The organism is Halomonas sp. AOP30-A1-24, from assembly GCF_052378165.1.
GTDB classification, from domain to species: Bacteria; Pseudomonadota; Gammaproteobacteria; order Pseudomonadales; family Halomonadaceae; genus Vreelandella; species Vreelandella citrativorans.
On record NZ_JBQSXL010000015.1, the window covers coordinates 50,449 to 66,834 of the forward strand.

The window sequence follows — 16,386 nt, forward strand, 5'->3', positions numbered from 1 at the left end:
GAGTGAACAAGATGACTGATGTCGCCAACGCCCGCCATGTGCCGCAAATAAAAATCCCCGCCACCTATATGCGTGGCGGCACCAGCAAAGGCGTGTTTTTTAAATTAAGCGATTTACCCCAGGCTGCTCAGGTGCCGGGAGAGGCGCGTGACAAGCTGCTGCTGCGTGTGATTGGAAGCCCCGACCCGTACGAAAAACAGATTGACGGTATGGGCGGCGCGACCTCAAGCACCAGTAAAACGGTCATTCTTTCCAAAAGCCATTCGCCTGATCACGATGTGGACTATGTGTTTGGCCAAGTATCCATCGATAAGCCCTACGTGGATTGGAGCGGCAACTGCGGCAATCTTTCGGCGGCGGTAGGCCCATTTGCCGTAGCGAACGGGCTGGTTGATCCGGCACGTCTGCCTGAAAACGGTGTGGTCGAGGTGAGAATCTGGCAGGTCAATATCCAGAAAACTATCGTATCGCAGGTGCCCATCGTGAATGGGGAGGTTCAGGAGACCGGCGATTTCGAGTTGGATGGCGTGACCTTTCCCGCCGCCGAGATTCCCGTGGCCTTTATGGACCCGGCTGACGGCGAGGGGGCGACTTTTCCCACCGGCAACCTGGTGGATGACCTGAATGTGCCGGGTGTGGGGGTTCTGAAAGCTACCCTTATCAATGCAGGTATCCCCACGGTGTTTATTAATGCCGCTGATATTGGTTACCGCGGTACCGAGCTGCAAAACGCCATCAATGGCGACGGTAAAGCATTAAGCATGTTTGAGACTATCCGTGCCCATGGTGCTGTACGTATGGGGTTGATAGGGGATGTCAGTGAGGCTGCGAGCCGCCAACATACGCCCAAGGTAGCGTTTGTTGGGCCGCCAGCTGATTATGTTTCCTCGAGCGGTCAGACCGTTAACGCTGACAATATCGATCTGGTGGTGCGGGCGTTTTCCATGGGTAAATTGCATCACGCCATGATGGGCACTGCCGCCGTGGCAATTGCTGCTGCCGCTGCGATAGACGGTACGCTGGTTAATTTGGCGGCCGGGGGCGGAAAGCGTCAGTCCGTTACGTTTGGCCACCCGTCAGGCAGTTTGCGCGTTGGCGCAGAGGCCAACCTGGTTGACGGGCACTGGCAGATTGATCAGGCCATTATGAGCCGCAGCGCACGCGTGCTAATGGAAGGTGCGGTACGCGTACCAGGCGACAGCTTTTAACTCACTGCATTGATCGGGAGGCGACTCCATGAATGTCACAGCGGAGATAAACGAGCGGCCAGAATACGATGATGAGCTACAGCTAATCGCTGATTATGTGCTGAGCTTTGATACTCCCTCGCCGGCGGCACTGTCTACGGCTCGTTACTGCTTAATGGATACGTTGGGCTGTGGGCTTCTGGCGCTGCGTTTTCCAGAGTGCACCAAGCATCTTGGCCCGCTGGTAGAAGGTACCCTGGTTCCATTTGGGGCGCGTGTGCCGGGCACTTCGCTACGCCTTGACCCGGTAAAAGCGGCCTGGGATATCGGCGCAACTATCCGCTGGCTGGATTATAACGATACCTGGCTTGCCGCCGAGTGGGGGCATCCTTCTGACAACCTGGGTGGCATCCTGGCGGTTGCCGATCACCTGTCGCAAAAGCGGGTTGCCCAGGGGGATGCGCCACTGACGATGCGTGATGTGTTGAACGCCATGATCATGGCGCATGAAATTCAGGGAGTGCTGGCCCTGGAAAACAGCTTCAACAGGGTGGGGCTGGATCATGTACTGTTGGTGAAAGTGGCTTCGACGGCGGTGGTTGCCAAGCTAATGGGCGCTACGCGCGAGCAGTTGCTGGCCGCGCTTTCCCATGCGTGGGTAGACGGCCAGAGCTTGCGCACCTACCGACATGCACCCAATGCCGGGTCGCGCAAAAGCTGGGCGGCTGGCGATGCCACTTCCCGAGGCGTTCGTCTGGCAGATATGGCATTACGCGGCGAGATGGGTATTCCCAGCGCGCTCAGCGCACCGCAATGGGGGGTTTACGATGTGTCCTTTAGCCATAGTAATAAAGACCTGAGCCTTAAACCTGAAGCAGAGCGGCGCCTGCGTTTTCAGCGTGAGTTTGGGTGCTATGTTATGGAAAACATTTTATTCAAAATTGCTTTCCCGGCGGAGTTCCATGCTCAAACCGCCTGCGAAGCGGCCGTGCTTCTGCACGCTCAGGTAAAAGAGCGCTTGGCTGATATTGAGCGCGTTGTGGTTACCACACATGATTCAGCGATTCGGATAATTTCCAAAACCGGAGCGTTGGCTAACCCCGCTGACCGCGATCACTGCCTGCAATACATGACGGCCGTGCCGCTTATCTTTGGCTCGCTTACCGCCGAGCACTATGAAGACAGCTTTCATGCGGCTCATCCGCTAATTGATGTACTGCGCGACAAAATGGTGGTCGAGGAGAATAGCGACTATTCAGCGGATTACCACGACCCGCAGAAGCGCTCTATCGCGAATGCGGTACAGGTCTTTTTCCGTGATGGTAGTGCAACAGACAAAGTTGCAGTGGAGTATCCGATAGGCCATCAGCGACGTCGAGAAGAGGGAATGCCGCTATTGGTCGATAAGTTTGAGCGCCATCTCGCCACCCGTTTCCCTGCATTTCGCTGCGAAAAGATTAGCCAGCTCTGCGGTAACCAAGCGACGCTTGAAGCAATGCCGGTGGATCAATTCATGTCACTTTGGATGATTTAAAAGTTTGCCTAGTCACGAGGTCACGGGCAGTAATGCGGAAGAGAGAGGAGTCGTTAGGTGAGCTTTTCAATGTTGGGTATGTGATAAACACTTGCCCGGCAAACAGCAGCTGTGCTGCCGCCGGGCAATAGTAATCCTGCTATGTCGCAAGGCTTACTGCAGGGCTTAGTCTTCGAGTACGATTTGGTCGCGCATGCGATCTACGGTTGCTGCGCCGATGCCGCTGACGCGCGTTAAATCATCAATACTTGCAAATTCTCCCTTGGTATCACGCTCTTCGATAATGGCGGTAGCGCGGCTTGGCCCAATGCCGGGAAGCTCGCTCAACAGCTCGGCGTTGGCGGTATTAACATTGATAGGCGCGACGGCTTGAGCCAGTGCGCTACTGGATAATCCCAGACTTAAACTAAGTAACAGGGCGGCAAACAAGCTTTTTAATGTCATGTTCATTACGCGTATTGTTCCTTCTTGTCGATAAAGAAAAGTAGCATAACCAGGCACTGTGCTAACGGGTGCCTTAACTAACTTAACGCGTTCGCTATCCTATTGTTGTCAGTGATGTAGGACACTGTTTGTAGGATTTTCGCTTGTACTGGTTAGCAAATAGCTTACAAGCGGGTCGTGTTGGACTGATATAATGCTTAAAAATGCGTATGGAGTAGTGTTGTGTCTGAATCCCCGTTGATTATCGCGCTTGATTACCCGTCACTTGACGCCGCCTTGTGCATGGCGGACCAGCTAGACCCCGCCCGGTGTCGTTTAAAAGTAGGTAAAGAGCTTTATACCCGCAGCGGCCCGGCTATCCTTGAAGCGCTGCATGGGCGCGGGTTCGACGTGTTCCTTGACCTCAAGTTTCATGATATTCCCAATACGGTGGCGGGGGCTGTTCAGGCCGCAGCAGAGCAAGGCGTCTGGATGGTGAATGTGCACGCCAGCGGTGGCCGCAAGATGATGGAAGCAGCCGCCGAGCGTTTGGTTAGTCAAGGTTTAGACACGCACCTTATCGCTGTTACCGTATTAACCAGCCTCCAGGAAAGCGACCTGTGCGAAGTGGGGTTAAACGTTTCACCCGCCGAACAGGTGGAGCGCTTGGCGCTGTTGACCCAGCAAAGCGGCCTGCACGGCGTTGTATGCTCAGCCCAAGAGGCGTCACATTTAAAGGCCGTGTGTGGTGAGTCGTTTTTAAAAGTAACGCCTGGTATTCGGCCGAGTTTTGCCGCCGCTAACGATCAGCAGCGTATTATGACGCCGAGCGAAGCGATGCAGGCAGGGAGTACACATTTGGTGATAGGGCGGCCTGTTACTCAGGCGTCTGACCCCATGGCGGCGCTGGCGGCTATCGAAGCAGAGCTTCAGTAGCACGATATGTGTGCGGGTTTGCTTACTCGCCCTCTACGCCGGTAATCGGCTTGGTAGTGCCCCAGCGGCGGCAGCTGGGGCACTGCCAGGCAAGGGCATCACTTGTAAAACCACAGCGCCTGCATTGATGGCGTGGACGATCTTTTAAAAGCGCATCCGTGTGGTATTTAAGCAGTGATAAGCGAGTGTCCGGCGCCGCTCTTCCACTTAGCTTCTGGCTTTCGACATACAGATCCAGCAGATAGTCCAACCCGCCAAGGCTCGGCGCATCACGTAGCCAGTTTCCGGTTAACTCAATGGCGGTATCCACGCCATCCCGCTGGTGAATAAGCTCGCCGAGCATCACGATAACGCTGGTGTAAGGTGCCTGGCCCAGTAGACGGTATAAGTGCTTCTCCAGACCTGCTATATCGTCGTTACGCGCATAGGCCCGCTGAAGGGTTGGCAGCATGGTTGGGATATGCGCGGCATCCTGTTCAGGAATATGGTCAAGACGTTCTATCGCGCGGCCATAGTGGCCGTTATCCATCTCAAGATCCGCCAACAGTAGTGTGGCGCGAATGCAACGTTCATCCAGCAGCAAGGCTTTTTTTAGATGCTTTTTCGCGAGCGCACGGCTGGATTGTTGAATCTCTTCTATGGCCAGCTCACATAGCCAGTGTGACGCTGGGCGCCGCATACCTGGGTGCTGCTTTAGCAGGGGCTGGATTACCTCTAAAGCGGTTTGCCACTCCTTTTCGCGCTCCAGAAGATCCACCAGTAGCTGCTTGGCCGCATAGCGGCGATCATCGTCGGTGGATTGCTCAAGCAGCGAGTGCAGCAGTCTCTGGGCACGGTCATGAACACCTAGCGCTATAAAATCGCGCGCAAGCTCAAGCTGGATGCGTTCGTTGGTGCCATGCGATAGGGCCGGGCGTGCAAGCAGGTTTTGGTGAATACTGACGGCTTTGTCTGCCTCGCCACGCGTGCGAAAGAGCTTACCCAGCGCGATATGGGTATCTACCGTATCGCTATTAACATCAAGTGCACTGATAAACGTGTTAATGGCTTCATCGGGTTGCTCATTCAGCAGGTAATTTAACCCAACGAAATATTCGCGCGACAGTTGAGAAGGCGGCGCTGTTGGCGCTCGCCGGTGGTGCTGGGCAGCGTATCGAATGCCTAGCCCGAAGCCTATGGCAATCGCTACCAATATTAGCCCTAGCAGCATGACATCATGCATTTACGCTAGTTCCTTAAACTCCTGGGTGCGTAAACGATCAAGCTCTTTGCGCTGCTGTTTGTTATGGCGCTCGCTGCGTGCAAGACGTGCTTTCAATCGTACGTATACCCCCATCATTGCGAGCATGCCGAGTATGACGCCAAACGTTAATGTCGCCAGCAGCCATACCGAGAGTGTGATGGGGGGGAGTTCAACCCAGATCAGATTCAAGGCAATGGTTTGCTGATTGTTGACGGCAAACAAGATGCCTACCAGTAGAACAACCAGCAAAATAATGGCGAGAATCAGCCCTTTAATCCAACGCATGAGAGTTTCCTAGTCAGTGACGTTCGCAGTATGACCCTATTGTGTATGAGTCTTGGCGCGACGTCATCCCACAGTCACAGATTATCAAAGTATGGCGGCTTCGGGCTCTGTGTTAGTAACCCAGCGCACGGCTGGCATCTACCTGTTCGCGCAGCTCTTTGCCGGGCTTAAAGTGCGGTACATATTTACCGTCCAGCTCGACCGGATCGCCCGTTTTGGGGTTACGGCCAGTACGCGGCTCACGGAAATGCAGTGAGAAACTGCCAAAGCCACGTATTTCCACACGACCGCCGCTGGAAAGAGCGTCCGTCATATCATCCAGTATAATACGTACCGCCGTCTCGACTTCTTTGGCGGATAGCTCCGGTTGACGCATCGCGATTTGTTCGATTAGTTCAGATTTTGTCATCGGTTGGCTCCCTGTAAACGGTGAAGGCTGCCGTTAATAATAGCGGCTGACCTTGATAACCTCGAATTCAGCATACTGTGCAAATTGATATTAAACAATTCAGATAAAACAAGGTACTAGACTGAATAACAGCATAGGCGAAGCTTGGCGCTGGCGCGACCCTTTAGCTTAGGTATACTGACGCTTCATTTTTACCAATGAAAGAGGCTGACCTTGAACGACGATACATCCCCAGCAGCCGTGCTACGTAAGCGACTCTACTGGCATTCGCGTCGCGGTATGTGGGAGCTTGATCTGTTGCTGATCCCGTTTTTAGAAAAACGCTTTGACACACTTAGCGAAGAGGAGCAGTTGACTTATCAGCGCCTAATTGAAGAAGAAGACCAGGACTTGTTTGTTTGGCTCATGCACCGTGAATGGCCTGAAGACCCAGCGTTAAAGCATATGGTGAAAATGATCGTTGAGCATGCAGAAAACACCGATAATTCTGCCTATCGTACCCTCTAAAACGGCAGGCCTGCTTCACTCGGGTTTGGCGATGGGGCTCTGTTCGTTGAGCTACTGGGTATTGGGGCTTTGGGTGGGCAGCGGCATTACCTTTGTCATCAGCCTTTTGCTGTGGCGTACTCTCCATAGGCAAGTCCATGGCGTGCTTTATCTAAGCAAGCGTGATACGGCTATTTATGGCCGTTGGCGAAAGCCCTATGGAGAGCTGAGCGATGAAGTGGTGGTTCGCTGTGATTACCTGGGGCCTTGGTTGGTGGGCTTGTGGGTGGGGCCACAGCGGCTCTGGCTGTGGCCCGATAGTTTCTCTCGTCATCATCACCGTTTGTTGCGCCGCTTATACCACCGTGCCGGGCATTAAATCCGCTAGCGTTAAACAAGAAATCGCAGGGGCGGGAAGGTGAGACGGCCAATCCATAGAGTAATGTAACCCGCGTGATTCATGCCGTTTCAATGCGGCGATAACGGTTAGCTGAGCCAGCCTGATTGCTTGACGTAACTGCATGTACTCAGGTTGAAACTGGCCGGCTCCTAAGCGTTCCAAACGCTTATCCAATAACGCCAACTGCTCATGGGCGGCAGCCAATCCTGAGTTGCTACGTACAATCGACACCTGTTGGCTCATCGTGGTTCGTAGCTCGTGGCGCCATTGAGCCAGTAGGTCCTGCTCTTCAACGCTTAATAACCGGGCGGACGGTGGTAGGGGCGTAATGGGCGGCGCGTGCCATTCGTTGAGATGTTGTTCTCGAAGCGCGCTTGCACAGCTACGCGCATACACCAGACACTCCAGCAGTGAGTTGCTGGCCATGCGGTTGGCACCATGTAGGCCGGTACAGGCAGCTTCACCGACTGCATAAAGCCCCGGTATGCCTGTCGCGCCCTGATGATCGGTGGCAATGCCCCCGCAGCTATAGTGGGCGGCGGGGACGACGGGGATCGGTTGCTGGATGATATCAATCCCGCGTGAGGCGCAGTGTGCCAAAATGGTTGGGAAGTGGTGGTGAATGGCTTTTTCACCAAGGTGGCGGATATCCAGCCATACGTGCCCTTGGGTGCTTTGCTGAATTTGAGCATCGATGGCTCGCGCAACAACGTCCCTGGGAGCAAGTTCTGCGCGAGGATCAATGGCTGGCATAAACCGCTCACCGGCTTCATTGAGCAAGTAACCACCTTCGCCACGTACGGCTTCGCTAATTAAAAACGCGGGGCCGTCAGGATCATACAGGCTGGTCGGGTGAAACTGCTGAAACTCCAGATTCATTAATCGCGCGCCAAGCTCCGCAGCCATCATCATGCCTTCGCCGCTACCGGGGGTAGGGGTTGTGGTATGGCGATAAAGGCCGCTAGCGCCCCCGGTGGCTAGCGTGGTGTAAGTCGCGGTGAGTGTTTGCCGTTGTCGCTCTGTATCGATGCCATAGGCACCTGTGCAGTGCCCGTGGCAGTTTTGGAGTAACCCTAAAATAGTGATATCGCGGCGCAGGGTAATATTGGCATGCGCGGCGACTTTGTCTTGCAGGGTATCTACAACGGCGCGTCCCGTGGCATCGTCAGCATGAATAATACGCCGGGCGTTATGGCCGCCTTCACGGGTCAGGTGATACGGGTAGCAAGCGTCAGGGGCGGGGTCCGGGGTAAAGTGTACCCCTTGATCAATTAACCATTGGATAGCCGTCGGGCCGTGGGTAACGGTAAAACGTACAGCCTGCTCATCACATAACCCGTCACCAGCGACAAGTGTGTCACGAATATGCGCTTCCAGGTTGTCTTCGGGGGAGAGCACCGCTGCAATGCCACCCTGGGCCCATCGGCTGGCGCCTTTATCATTGTGGGCTGGATTTACCAGCGTCACCGACAGGTGGTCGGCAATGTCCAGGGCGAGGGTTAACCCGGCGACGCCGCCGCCAATAATTAATACATCCGTTGTTGGCGTGCTCATGCGGCCCGCTCCTTGTTTTTGCTATCTGGCGCTATGGCGCATAAAAGGTAAGCGCATCGCGTAGTCATTAGTCGTTGACGATGTATGGACGCAAAAAAATCCGCGTCGATCAAAATGATCTCGCAGATAATAAAGTCATAAGGGGAGATAAAAACAATGGTGCCCGGAGCCGGACTTGAACCGGCACGGAGTTACCTCCGAGAGATTTTAAGTCTCTTGCGTCTACCAATTTCGCCATCCGGGCAGTGCAATTGGTGTATCGTTGCACTTAACACAAAAGTGGAGGCTGGAGTCGGAATCGAACCGGCGTACACGGAGTTGCAGTCCGCTGCATAACCACTCTGCCATCCAGCCTAAAGAGTCGATGGAGTGGGAAGATAGATTCGACCGGGCTGGCGTTCCAGCTCTCGACCTAACCTGCTTGCCGCACAATCCAAGTTGGAGCGGGAAAAGAGATTCGAACTCTCGACCCTCGCCTTGGCAAGGCGATGCTCTACCACTGAGCTATTCCCGCTCGACTCGAGGGCGAATTATACGCATCGTTGAGCGGTTGTCAATCATCAATGATGCAAACATCCCCTTCGAGGAATCAACTGCTTACATGGAGCGGCTAAGGTGCGGCCAGGCAGCCTTTAAATATTGGATCATGGACCAAAGCGTTAAGGCCGCAGCGACGTACAGCACTACCACACCCAGTAGGGCGATCTCGTGTGTGGGCGGCAGCGCCAAAAGGATCAGCAGGGCCACCATCTGGAGCGTGGTTTTAAGCTTGCCTATCCAGGAAACCGCGACCAAACCCCGCTTGCCCATTTCTGCCATCCATTCGCGCAGGGCCGATATGACGATTTCACGGCCAATAATGACAAGCGCAGGCAAGGTCAGAATGAGTGTGTCGTAGCGCTCAATCAGCAGCGCGAGTGCCACAACGACCATTAGTTTGTCGGCCACTGGGTCTAAGAAAGCGCCAAAGGGTGTTGACTGATTCCAGCGGCGGGCCAAATAGCCATCTAGCCAATCGGTCATCGAGGCTAGCGCAAAAAGGCCAGCCGCCAGCGGCATGCTCCAATTAAAAGGCAAGTAGAACAGCACAACGAGCAAGGGAATAAAGGCAACTCTTGCCAGTGTAAGTACGTTGGGTATATTCATCGCGACTGGCGATCCTTACCGGAGAGTCATTAAATTCGAAATGTAGTAAAGGCTATTCTATCCGCCTTAGCGACTAGCATCTATGCCCAATGGTGGTTTATCCATTCAGGGCCAAATAAATACTCTCTGCAAGTGCGGCGCTAATGCCAGGGACTCTTGCCAGCTCGGCGCGGCTCGCTTTCTGCACACCTTGCAATCCGCCAAAAAAACGTAACAACTCACGGCGCCGTTTAGGACCAATGCCGGGAATGTCTTGCAGAGTAGAAGTGCGCCTGGCCTTGTCGCGCTGGGCTCGGTGGCCTGCAATTGCAAAACGGTGCGATTCATCCCGGATATGCTGAATTAAGTGCAGAGCAGGGGACGCGGGATCCAAGGGAAGTGGGTTATCCGATGTTTCCAAAAAGAGTGTCTCAAGCCCGGCTTTGCGTGTGGTGCCTTTGGCAACGCCTAGCAAAATGATCGTGGTAATGCCGAGTTGGTTGAGCACCTCTCGGGCCATATTAAGCTGACCTTTGCCGCCATCGACAATCACAATATCCGGGGCGATGGCTTCGCCGCTTTCTACGCGTTTCAGCCTTCGCGTCAGCGCTTGCTGCATGGCGGCGTAATCATCGCCCGCCGCCACGCCTTCTATGCGGAAATGGCGATAGTCGCTCTTGCGCGGTCCTTGATGGTCAAAGACCACGCAGGAGGCCACGGTGGCTTCACCCTGGCTATGGCTGATATCGAAACACTCAAGCCGTTCGGGCATGGATTCAAGGCCCAGTGCTTTCTGAAGCGCTGCAAAGCGTTGGGTGAGCTGCGTATGGTTCGCCAATTGAGACGCTAACTGCTGCTCAGCATTGGTCATCGCCAGTTGCTGCCACTGGGCGCGATGCCCGCGTACCTGGCTTGTCACACGAATACGCTTGCCCGCTTGCTGTGTGAGCGCCTCGGCAATCAGGTCGCTGTCATCCAGCGCATGGCTGGTAATGACTTCACTGGGCACGTTATGCGGCTGGCCAAAATAGTACTGGCTCACCACCTCGGTCAGTAGGGTTTCTGGGGAAAGGTCTAGACCGTTTTTGGGCGCATGGTGGCGGGCGCCGAGCATGCGCCCATCGCGAACGCTTAACACCGAAACGCCTAGCGCGCCTGGCCGTTGGGCGAGCGCGAAAATATCGGCATCGCCGTTCTGGTTATCGACAAACTGGCGCTGCTGTAGCTGGCGTAATTGCTGTATCTGGTCACGGAAGCGGGCAGCCTCCTCAAAATCCAGGTCTTGGCTGGCGGCTTCCATCGCCTCGGTCAGCGCTTGGGTTACGTGCTCACTTTTGCCTTCCAGACACATAACGGCGTGTTCAACGTCGCGGCGGTAATCCTCTTCTGCAATGTAGTCTACGCAAGGAGCGCTACAGCGCTGGATTTGATGCTGTAGGCACGGACGAGAGCGATGGGCAAAAACACTGTCTTCGCAGTTGCGAATGCGGAAGATTTTTTGCATGAGTGACAGGCTTTCGCGTACCGCGCCGCTGCTGGGATAGGGGCCCAAATAGCGGCCGTCGTCACGCCGTTGACGTGCGCGTTTATATTCAAGTCTGGGATAGTTGTGGCGGTCGGTGACGAAGATAAACGGGTAGGACTTATCATCCCGTAATAAAATATTGTAGGGTGGGCGAAGCTCCTTGATCAGGGTTTGCTCAAGGAGCAGTGCCTCGGTTTCGCTGCGGGTTACGGTGATTTGAATATCCGCAATCCGTGCCACCATCGCCTGCGTTTTAGTGTTCAGCTGGCCACGAAAATAGCTGGCAAGGCGGGCTTTTAAGCGTTTCGCTTTGCCTACATAGAGCGTATCGCTGTGTTCATCAAGCATACGGTAAACGCCGGGGGAGGTGCTTACCGAGCTTAAAAACTGTTTTGCATTAAATGTCATTGCACCGTATCGAACGCCGAGGAGTGGCTAAGGATGTTAGGTTTATCCCTGACTGGCGTCAAAGCCATCCACTAGCCCATGACGTAGTGCCAGGTGTGTCAGTTCGACATCGGTGGCCACCTGAAGTTTATCAAATAGCCGATAGCGGTATGTATTCACGGTTTTGGGACTCAAATGCAAGCGGTCAGAAATATCCTGAACGCGCTGACAGTTGACGATCATTAATGCAATTTGTAGCTCGCGATGGGAGAGATGGCTAAACGGGTTGTCTTCGTTAGTAAAGTGAGACAAGGCCAAGCGCTGGGCTATCTCTTGGCTGACGTAGCGACGACCATGAAATACCTGGCGGATCGCATCGGTCATTTCTGTTGCGCCGGCGCCCTTGCTTAAAAACCCTGATGCGCCAGCCTCCAACATGCGGCGTAGTACGCTGTCTTCCATGTGCGCCGTTAAGATCAGTACCTTGATATCTTCCATCGTACGATGGATGCGGCGCGTTGCTTCCAGCCCGCCTATCCCCGGCATGCGTATGTCCATCAGGACAATGTCCGGTTTTAAATGACGGCACTGGGTGACTGCGCTTTCGCCATCGTCGACCTCACCGACAATTTTGATATCGCTCTCTTCATTTAGCAGATGAGCAATACTGGTTCTTACCAGATGATGATCATCGGCGATTAGAACGTTGATCAAGGGGGCTGGCTCCTGCGTGGAAACATAGTGGGCTCAGAAGGTAGCCTCTGACGCTGACCCATAGAGTGCCACAGCTGACTATAAAGTAGAATTAGCAAATGCGTATTTGAATGGGTTCTTGACCTTGGTCCGGTTTCATAATAGCATGCGCCTCGCTTAGTCCGTAAGGGCGACGGCATTGGGGCCTTAGCTCAGCTGGGAGAGCGCAACACTGGCAGTGTTGAGGTCAGCGGTTCGATCCCGCTAGGCTCCAGCAGAATTAATCGAAAAAGCCTCGCTATTCATAGCGAGGCTTTTTCGTATGTGTGTATCAATGGCTCTTGGGTGATAGTTGCCTAAAACTCGCCATCTGATGCAAAACATCAATATCAATAGCCACCAAACAGGGTTCTTTGGTGGCTATTGATGCGGGTTTATTCGCTAACCTGGCCAAGCAGTAAAAACTCGATTAACGCCTTTTGCGCGTGCAAGCGGTTTCCAGCTTCTTGCCACACCACTGCGCGGGGGTCATCAAGCAGCGTATGGCTGATCTCTTCGCCACGGTGTGCAGGCAGACAGTGTAAGAACAGTACATCGCTTTGCGCCTGATCCAGCATGGTTTCTGTGACCTGGAAGCCGGAAAAATCCGCTTCACGCTTGGCCTGCTCTTCCTCTTGACCCATGGACGCCCAAACATCGGTGGTCACCAGGTCTACGCCCTGAATGGCTGCCTGCGGGTCGTGCATTAGTGTGACATGATCCCCAGCGGCCTCCATGATGTCGGCGCGTGGTTCGTAGCCTTTCGGGCAGCAAATGCGAAGATGGAAATCAAACTGGCGCGCCGCGTTAATCCACGAGTGACACATGTTGTTGCCGTCGCCAATCCAGACGGCGGTGCGGCCCTTAACGCTTCCGCGTAGCTCGGTCCAGGTCATCACATCGGCCAGTAGCTGGCAGGGGTGATAGTCATCGCTTAACGCGTTAATGACGGGAACGCTGCTGGCGCTGGCATAGGTTTCAAGGCCCGCATGAGAGAAGGTGCGGATCATAACGGCATCGACCATCTCGGAAAGCACGCGAGCGGTGTCTTCGATTGGCTCGCCGCGCCCTAACTGAGTGTCGCGCGGAGATAAGAACAGCGCGTGCCCGCCAAATTGCGCCATGCCGGTTTCAAACGATACGCGTGTACGTGTCGACGATTTTTCAAAGATCATCGCCAGCGTTCGGTTCGCCAGCGGCGCATACTCCGGCCCGTTGGCTTTAAGATCTGTTTTAATTTTAATGGCACGCTGAATCAAATAACTCAGTTCATCAGGCGTCAAATCCAGCAGGGTAAGGAAATGGCGTGTCGCCATGGTTGCTTCTCTCCGCGTAAAAACACCATCCTAGCGAGGCGGCGGGGGATGCGCAACGCGAACGGCACGCGTAGAATGGCCTCCAAAGATTAAGGCCGAGTACCGTACTCAGGTATTAAGGCAGGCGTCAGGCGCCTGGGTGATCTACGGTTTATTTCGTGCGTATACTGACCTTCGTTGCGCTAGTTCTTTACTTAAGGAGTACTTTTATGAGCACAACAGCCGAAAATATTCAGCGTCAAATTAGCGAAAATCCCATTTTGCTTTACATGAAAGGCTCGCCTCAGCTGCCGCAGTGTGGCTTCTCAGCCCAGACGGTCCAGGCCTTGATGAACTGCGGTGAGCGCTTTGCGTTCGTTAATATTTTGGATAACCCGGATATCCGTGCTGAGCTGCCTAAAATCGCCAATTGGCCTACTTTCCCGCAGCTGTGGGTTGAAGGTGAGCTGGTCGGTGGCTGCGATATCGTCGTGGAAATGCATCAAAACGGCGAGCTCGAAAAGCTGGTTAAAGAAGCTGCCCAGCGGGCAGGTGCGGAAGACGGTGCAGATAACGCCTAACGATAACGCCCGAGTTCCTCGCTCGGGCGGTTGGCGGGCTGCGGCGTAGCCGCTAGAATGGCGTTTTATCACGCATTGTGGCACCTGCTGTTATTGAAAGATGCATCATCAGGACAGCCCGCCGAAGGAAGTATTGCTCAATGAGCTATCAGGTTCTGGCCCGCAAGTGGCGACCACGTACATTCCACGAACTCGTGGGTCAGGCCCATGTTCAGCGCGCCTTGGTCAATGCGCTTGACCAGGGGCGTCTTCACCACGCCTATTTATTTACCGGCACCCGCGGTGTCGGCAAAACCACACTTGCCCGCATATTGGCCAAATGCTTGAACTGCACAGCTAACGGGCGCGGCGATGAGGGCATTACCTCAACACCGTGTGGTCAGTGCGATAGCTGCGTAGCCATTGATGAAGGGCGTTTTGTCGACTTGATCGAAGTCGATGCGGCGTCGCGCACCAAGGTAGAAGATACCCGCGAATTACTGGATAACGTGCAGTACGCGCCCACCCAGGGGCGTTACAAGGTGTACCTGATTGATGAGGTGCACATGCTTTCAACCAGCAGTTTTAACGCGCTATTGAAAACGCTGGAAGAGCCGCCTCCTCACGTTAAGTTTCTGCTTGCCACTACTGATCCGCAAAAGCTGCCTGCAACGGTGCTGTCGCGCTGCCTTCAGTTCACGCTTAAACACATGCCGCCTGAGCGAGTTGTTGAGCATCTCACCTATGTACTGGGTGAAGAGGGCGTGGCCTTCGATGAAAGCGCGCTATGGCTATTAGGCAAAGCAGCTGAAGGCTCAATGCGTGATGCCATGAGCCTGACCGACCAGGCGATTGCCTTTGGGCAGGGCGCCGTCCGTCATGCCGATGTAGCGGCGATGCTGGGAACCCTGGATCACCGGCATATTTTAGCGCTGGTAAGCGCGCTGGCGGATGTAGATGTGCAGCAACTGCTGGCTGAAGTAGCACAGTTGGCAGAACAGGGCCCTGATTTTGCTGCCGTGCTAGACGAGCTGTCGGCTATTTTGCACCGTCTCGCCGTTGCCCAAATGGTGCCGGACGCCGTGAATAACAGTCATGGTGATCGAGAGGCTATTTTACAGCTCGCCAGCCGCTTTACCGCTGAAGATATTCAGCTCTACTACCAGATAGGGCTTCAAGGCCGAGGCGATATGGCACACGCGCCTGACTTGCGCAGTGCGCTGGAAATGACGCTACTGCGCATGCTGGCGTTCCGGCCGCAGGGCGTGCCCAAGCCGCCCCGCACGCCGCTACCGCTGCGTGCTGAGCCAACAGGGTCGGAGGGCAGTCAAAGCATGGGGCAGGGCGCAGCGCCAGCCAGTACGGCGCCTCAGCCACCTGCTTCAGCCTCGGCCAGCAATTATGTTCAACCAGAGCCCGAAGCGTCTGCCGCGTCTGCGGTTAGCTCTTTACCCGCTGCTCCCGTACCAGGGACTGGGGATCAGCCAAAGGCAGACACAGACTATATAGACACGCCGCAAGCAGAGCTCGAAAAAAAACATGCCCAGCAGCCAGCGTCTGATACACGTGTTGAAGGGGAAGCACCTGGCGATAGTCCTGCTATGCAAATGGATTCAACGGGCTTTAAGGTAGGCGGTAACGAGGTGCCTTCTGCGGATAGCCCAATGCCGCCGCCATGGTCACTTGATGACGTAGAGCAAGCCGAAGCACATGAAAGCGGCCAAGCGGAAGTGCCTTCGCCAAGTGTTCGCAAAGCACCCGCTTCAGAGGCTGTGTTGGCTTCAGCGCCGGTATCAACCTCTGAGTCAGAAGCCGTGCCAGCCCCTGGGCAGACAGCGCCCATCGCTGACGTCGGCAATGAAGTGCTGGACCATGCAAAATGGCTGCTATGCTTTGATTCTTTAGGCTTGGGCGGCTTAACGCGCAGTTTGGCGGCGAACTGTCTGCTGGAGAGCGACGATGGCAATACGTTGACGCTGCGCCTGGATCCAAGTCAGGCGGCCATGCAGGCAGAGATTCATAAAACGCGCATCGAGCGCGCATTAAGTGAACAAGGGGTGCCGCGCCGGGTCGAATTCGTGGTGGCCGAGCTGTCGACACAGAGTGAGACACCGCGTCAGCGTGAAGAGCGGTTGAATCAAGAGCAGCATGCGCAGGCTGTTGATCTCTTGAACCACGATCCCAATATACAGAAGTTACAGCAGGCGTTTGGTGCGACGCTGATAGAATCAACCGTCAAGCCCGCGGCCGCCAAGCGTTAGCATTGCACCGGATACTCGTTTTTTAACAACCCCGTCTTTAATTA

16 protein-coding genes and 4 tRNA genes are annotated in these 16,386 nt (G+C 54.7%); 8 read left to right on the forward strand and 12 right to left on the reverse strand.

Translation table 11 applies throughout. From position 1 onward, the window contains the following. The first annotated feature begins 11 nt into the window (after nucleotides 1-11). Together prpF and prpD are read left to right on the forward strand one after the other, a co-directional pair. Nucleotides 12-1,208, forward strand: a complete 1,197-nt coding sequence (prpF, locus tag ACT3TJ_RS10215; RefSeq protein ID WP_193057104.1) for a 2-methylaconitate cis-trans isomerase PrpF — start codon at nucleotides 12-14, stop codon at nucleotides 1,206-1,208. A 28-nt stretch (nucleotides 1,209-1,236) separates the two neighbouring features. After that, nucleotides 1,237-2,721 (forward strand): 2-methylcitrate dehydratase, encoded by a 1,485-nt coding sequence (gene prpD / locus ACT3TJ_RS10220; protein ID WP_193057105.1) that lies wholly within the window; start codon nucleotides 1,237-1,239, stop codon nucleotides 2,719-2,721. Nucleotides 2,722-2,886: 165 nt separating this feature from the next. Here the strand turns inward: prpD and ACT3TJ_RS10225 are convergent, their stop codons facing one another. Further along, a complete protein-coding gene (locus ACT3TJ_RS10225) occupies nucleotides 2,887-3,171 on the reverse strand; it encodes a ComEA family DNA-binding protein (RefSeq protein WP_172117079.1) in 285 nt (94 codons plus the stop codon). 216 nt (nucleotides 3,172-3,387) lie between these two features. On the opposite strand from ACT3TJ_RS10225, the gene pyrF reads away from it, so the two are divergent. Beyond that, entirely contained in the window at nucleotides 3,388-4,080 is a 693-nt protein-coding gene (gene pyrF / locus ACT3TJ_RS10230) for an orotidine-5'-phosphate decarboxylase (RefSeq protein ID WP_193057106.1), read from the forward strand. A 22-nt stretch (nucleotides 4,081-4,102) separates the two neighbouring features. On the opposite strand, the gene lapB is transcribed toward pyrF, so the two are convergent. The 3 genes from lapB to ACT3TJ_RS10245 all read right to left on the reverse strand — a co-directional run bounded on the left by lapB (nucleotide 4,103) and on the right by ACT3TJ_RS10245 (nucleotide 6,017). Further along, complete coding sequence (lapB, locus tag ACT3TJ_RS10235; RefSeq protein WP_193057107.1) at nucleotides 4,103-5,302, reverse strand: lipopolysaccharide assembly protein LapB; 1,200 nt, start codon at nucleotides 5,300-5,302, stop codon at nucleotides 4,103-4,105. Next, nucleotides 5,303-5,608, reverse strand: coding sequence for a lipopolysaccharide assembly protein LapA domain-containing protein (locus ACT3TJ_RS10240; RefSeq protein WP_087106669.1), 306 nt, complete (start codon nucleotides 5,606-5,608; stop codon nucleotides 5,303-5,305). Between the two features lie 112 nt (nucleotides 5,609-5,720). Next, nucleotides 5,721-6,017: an integration host factor subunit beta gene (locus tag ACT3TJ_RS10245; protein WP_172117076.1), complete on the reverse strand. Its 297-nt coding sequence runs from the start codon at nucleotides 6,015-6,017 to the stop codon at nucleotides 5,721-5,723. 213 nt (nucleotides 6,018-6,230) lie between these two features. Here ACT3TJ_RS10245 and ACT3TJ_RS10250 point away from each other — a divergent pair, with 213 nt between their 5' ends. Both ACT3TJ_RS10250 and ACT3TJ_RS10255 read left to right on the forward strand, forming a co-directional pair. Beyond that, nucleotides 6,231-6,524: an FAD assembly factor SdhE gene (locus ACT3TJ_RS10250; protein WP_087106665.1), complete on the forward strand. Its 294-nt coding sequence runs from the start codon at nucleotides 6,231-6,233 to the stop codon at nucleotides 6,522-6,524. Continuing rightward, nucleotides 6,484-6,882: a hypothetical protein gene (locus ACT3TJ_RS10255; protein ID WP_226912177.1), complete on the forward strand. Its 399-nt coding sequence runs from the start codon at nucleotides 6,484-6,486 to the stop codon at nucleotides 6,880-6,882. The genes ACT3TJ_RS10250 and ACT3TJ_RS10255 overlap by 41 nt, the downstream gene beginning before the upstream one ends. Here the strand turns inward: ACT3TJ_RS10255 and nadB are convergent. From nadB to uvrY, 7 genes are all read right to left on the reverse strand, one after another. After that, complete coding sequence (gene nadB / locus ACT3TJ_RS10260; protein WP_193057108.1) at nucleotides 6,859-8,457, reverse strand: L-aspartate oxidase; 1,599 nt, start codon at nucleotides 8,455-8,457, stop codon at nucleotides 6,859-6,861. The two genes, ACT3TJ_RS10255 and nadB, sit on opposite strands and share 24 nt — an antisense overlap. 157 nt (nucleotides 8,458-8,614) lie before the next feature. Then, a tRNA-Leu gene (locus ACT3TJ_RS10265) sits at nucleotides 8,615-8,701 on the reverse strand. 36 nt (nucleotides 8,702-8,737) lie between these two features. Then, nucleotides 8,738-8,811, reverse strand: a tRNA-Cys gene (locus ACT3TJ_RS10270). A gap of 85 nt (nucleotides 8,812-8,896) precedes the next feature. Next, nucleotides 8,897-8,971 (reverse strand) — tRNA-Gly (locus ACT3TJ_RS10275). 83 nt (nucleotides 8,972-9,054) lie between these two features. Then, nucleotides 9,055-9,603, reverse strand: a complete 549-nt coding sequence (gene pgsA / locus ACT3TJ_RS10280) for a CDP-diacylglycerol--glycerol-3-phosphate 3-phosphatidyltransferase (RefSeq protein WP_087106661.1) — start codon at nucleotides 9,601-9,603, stop codon at nucleotides 9,055-9,057. Nucleotides 9,604-9,700: 97 nt separating this feature from the next. Continuing rightward, complete coding sequence (gene uvrC, locus ACT3TJ_RS10285) at nucleotides 9,701-11,515, reverse strand: excinuclease ABC subunit UvrC (protein WP_193057109.1); 1,815 nt, start codon at nucleotides 11,513-11,515, stop codon at nucleotides 9,701-9,703. A 42-nt stretch (nucleotides 11,516-11,557) separates the two neighbouring features. Beyond that, nucleotides 11,558-12,208 carry a UvrY/SirA/GacA family response regulator transcription factor gene (gene uvrY / locus ACT3TJ_RS10290; protein ID WP_087106657.1) on the reverse strand — a complete coding sequence of 217 codons (651 nt, stop codon included), beginning with the start codon at nucleotides 12,206-12,208 and terminating at the stop codon, nucleotides 11,558-11,560. Between the two features lie 180 nt (nucleotides 12,209-12,388). On the opposite strand from uvrY, the gene ACT3TJ_RS10295 reads away from it, so the two are divergent. Beyond that, nucleotides 12,389-12,461 (forward strand) — tRNA-Ala (locus ACT3TJ_RS10295). 160 nt (nucleotides 12,462-12,621) lie between these two features. Here the strand turns inward: ACT3TJ_RS10295 and argF are convergent. Further along, nucleotides 12,622-13,542 (reverse strand): ornithine carbamoyltransferase, encoded by a 921-nt coding sequence (gene argF, locus ACT3TJ_RS10300; protein WP_193057110.1) that lies wholly within the window; start codon nucleotides 13,540-13,542, stop codon nucleotides 12,622-12,624. Between the two features lie 209 nt (nucleotides 13,543-13,751). Between argF and grxD the strand changes: the two genes are divergently transcribed. After that, on the forward strand, nucleotides 13,752-14,102 hold the full coding sequence (grxD, locus tag ACT3TJ_RS10305) for a Grx4 family monothiol glutaredoxin (RefSeq protein WP_172117071.1): 351 nt from the start codon (nucleotides 13,752-13,754) through the stop codon (nucleotides 14,100-14,102). A 140-nt stretch (nucleotides 14,103-14,242) separates the two neighbouring features. Continuing rightward, a complete protein-coding gene (dnaX, locus tag ACT3TJ_RS10310) occupies nucleotides 14,243-16,342 on the forward strand; it encodes a DNA polymerase III subunit gamma/tau (protein ID WP_193057111.1) in 2,100 nt (699 codons plus the stop codon). Nucleotides 16,343-16,386 lie beyond the last annotated feature (44 nt).

Bases quoted from the DNA above. Each gene is read 5' to 3' on its own strand.
- prpD (WP_193057105.1), top strand. From the start codon at position 1,237: ATGAATGTCACAGCGGAGATAAACGAGCGGCCAGAATACGATGATGAG.
- argF (WP_193057110.1), bottom strand. From the start codon at position 13,542: ATGGCGACACGCCATTTCCTTACCCTGCTGGATTTGACGCCTGATGAA.
- ACT3TJ_RS10245 (WP_172117076.1), bottom strand. From the start codon at position 6,017: ATGACAAAATCTGAACTAATCGAACAAATCGCGATGCGTCAACCGGAG.
- uvrC (WP_193057109.1), bottom strand. From the start codon at position 11,515: ATGACATTTAATGCAAAACAGTTTTTAAGCTCGGTAAGCACCTCCCCC.
- pgsA (WP_087106661.1), bottom strand. From the start codon at position 9,603: ATGAATATACCCAACGTACTTACACTGGCAAGAGTTGCCTTTATTCCC.
- prpF (WP_193057104.1), top strand. From the start codon at position 12: ATGACTGATGTCGCCAACGCCCGCCATGTGCCGCAAATAAAAATCCCC.
- lapB (WP_193057107.1), bottom strand. From the start codon at position 5,302: ATGCATGATGTCATGCTGCTAGGGCTAATATTGGTAGCGATTGCCATA.
- ACT3TJ_RS10225 (WP_172117079.1), bottom strand. From the start codon at position 3,171: ATGAACATGACATTAAAAAGCTTGTTTGCCGCCCTGTTACTTAGTTTA.
- nadB (WP_193057108.1), bottom strand. From the start codon at position 8,457: ATGAGCACGCCAACAACGGATGTATTAATTATTGGCGGCGGCGTCGCC.
- dnaX (WP_193057111.1), top strand. From the start codon at position 14,243: ATGAGCTATCAGGTTCTGGCCCGCAAGTGGCGACCACGTACATTCCAC.
- ACT3TJ_RS10240 (WP_087106669.1), bottom strand. From the start codon at position 5,608: ATGCGTTGGATTAAAGGGCTGATTCTCGCCATTATTTTGCTGGTTGTT.
- ACT3TJ_RS10255 (WP_226912177.1), top strand. From the start codon at position 6,484: ATGCAGAAAACACCGATAATTCTGCCTATCGTACCCTCTAAAACGGCA.
- grxD (WP_172117071.1), top strand. From the start codon at position 13,752: ATGAGCACAACAGCCGAAAATATTCAGCGTCAAATTAGCGAAAATCCC.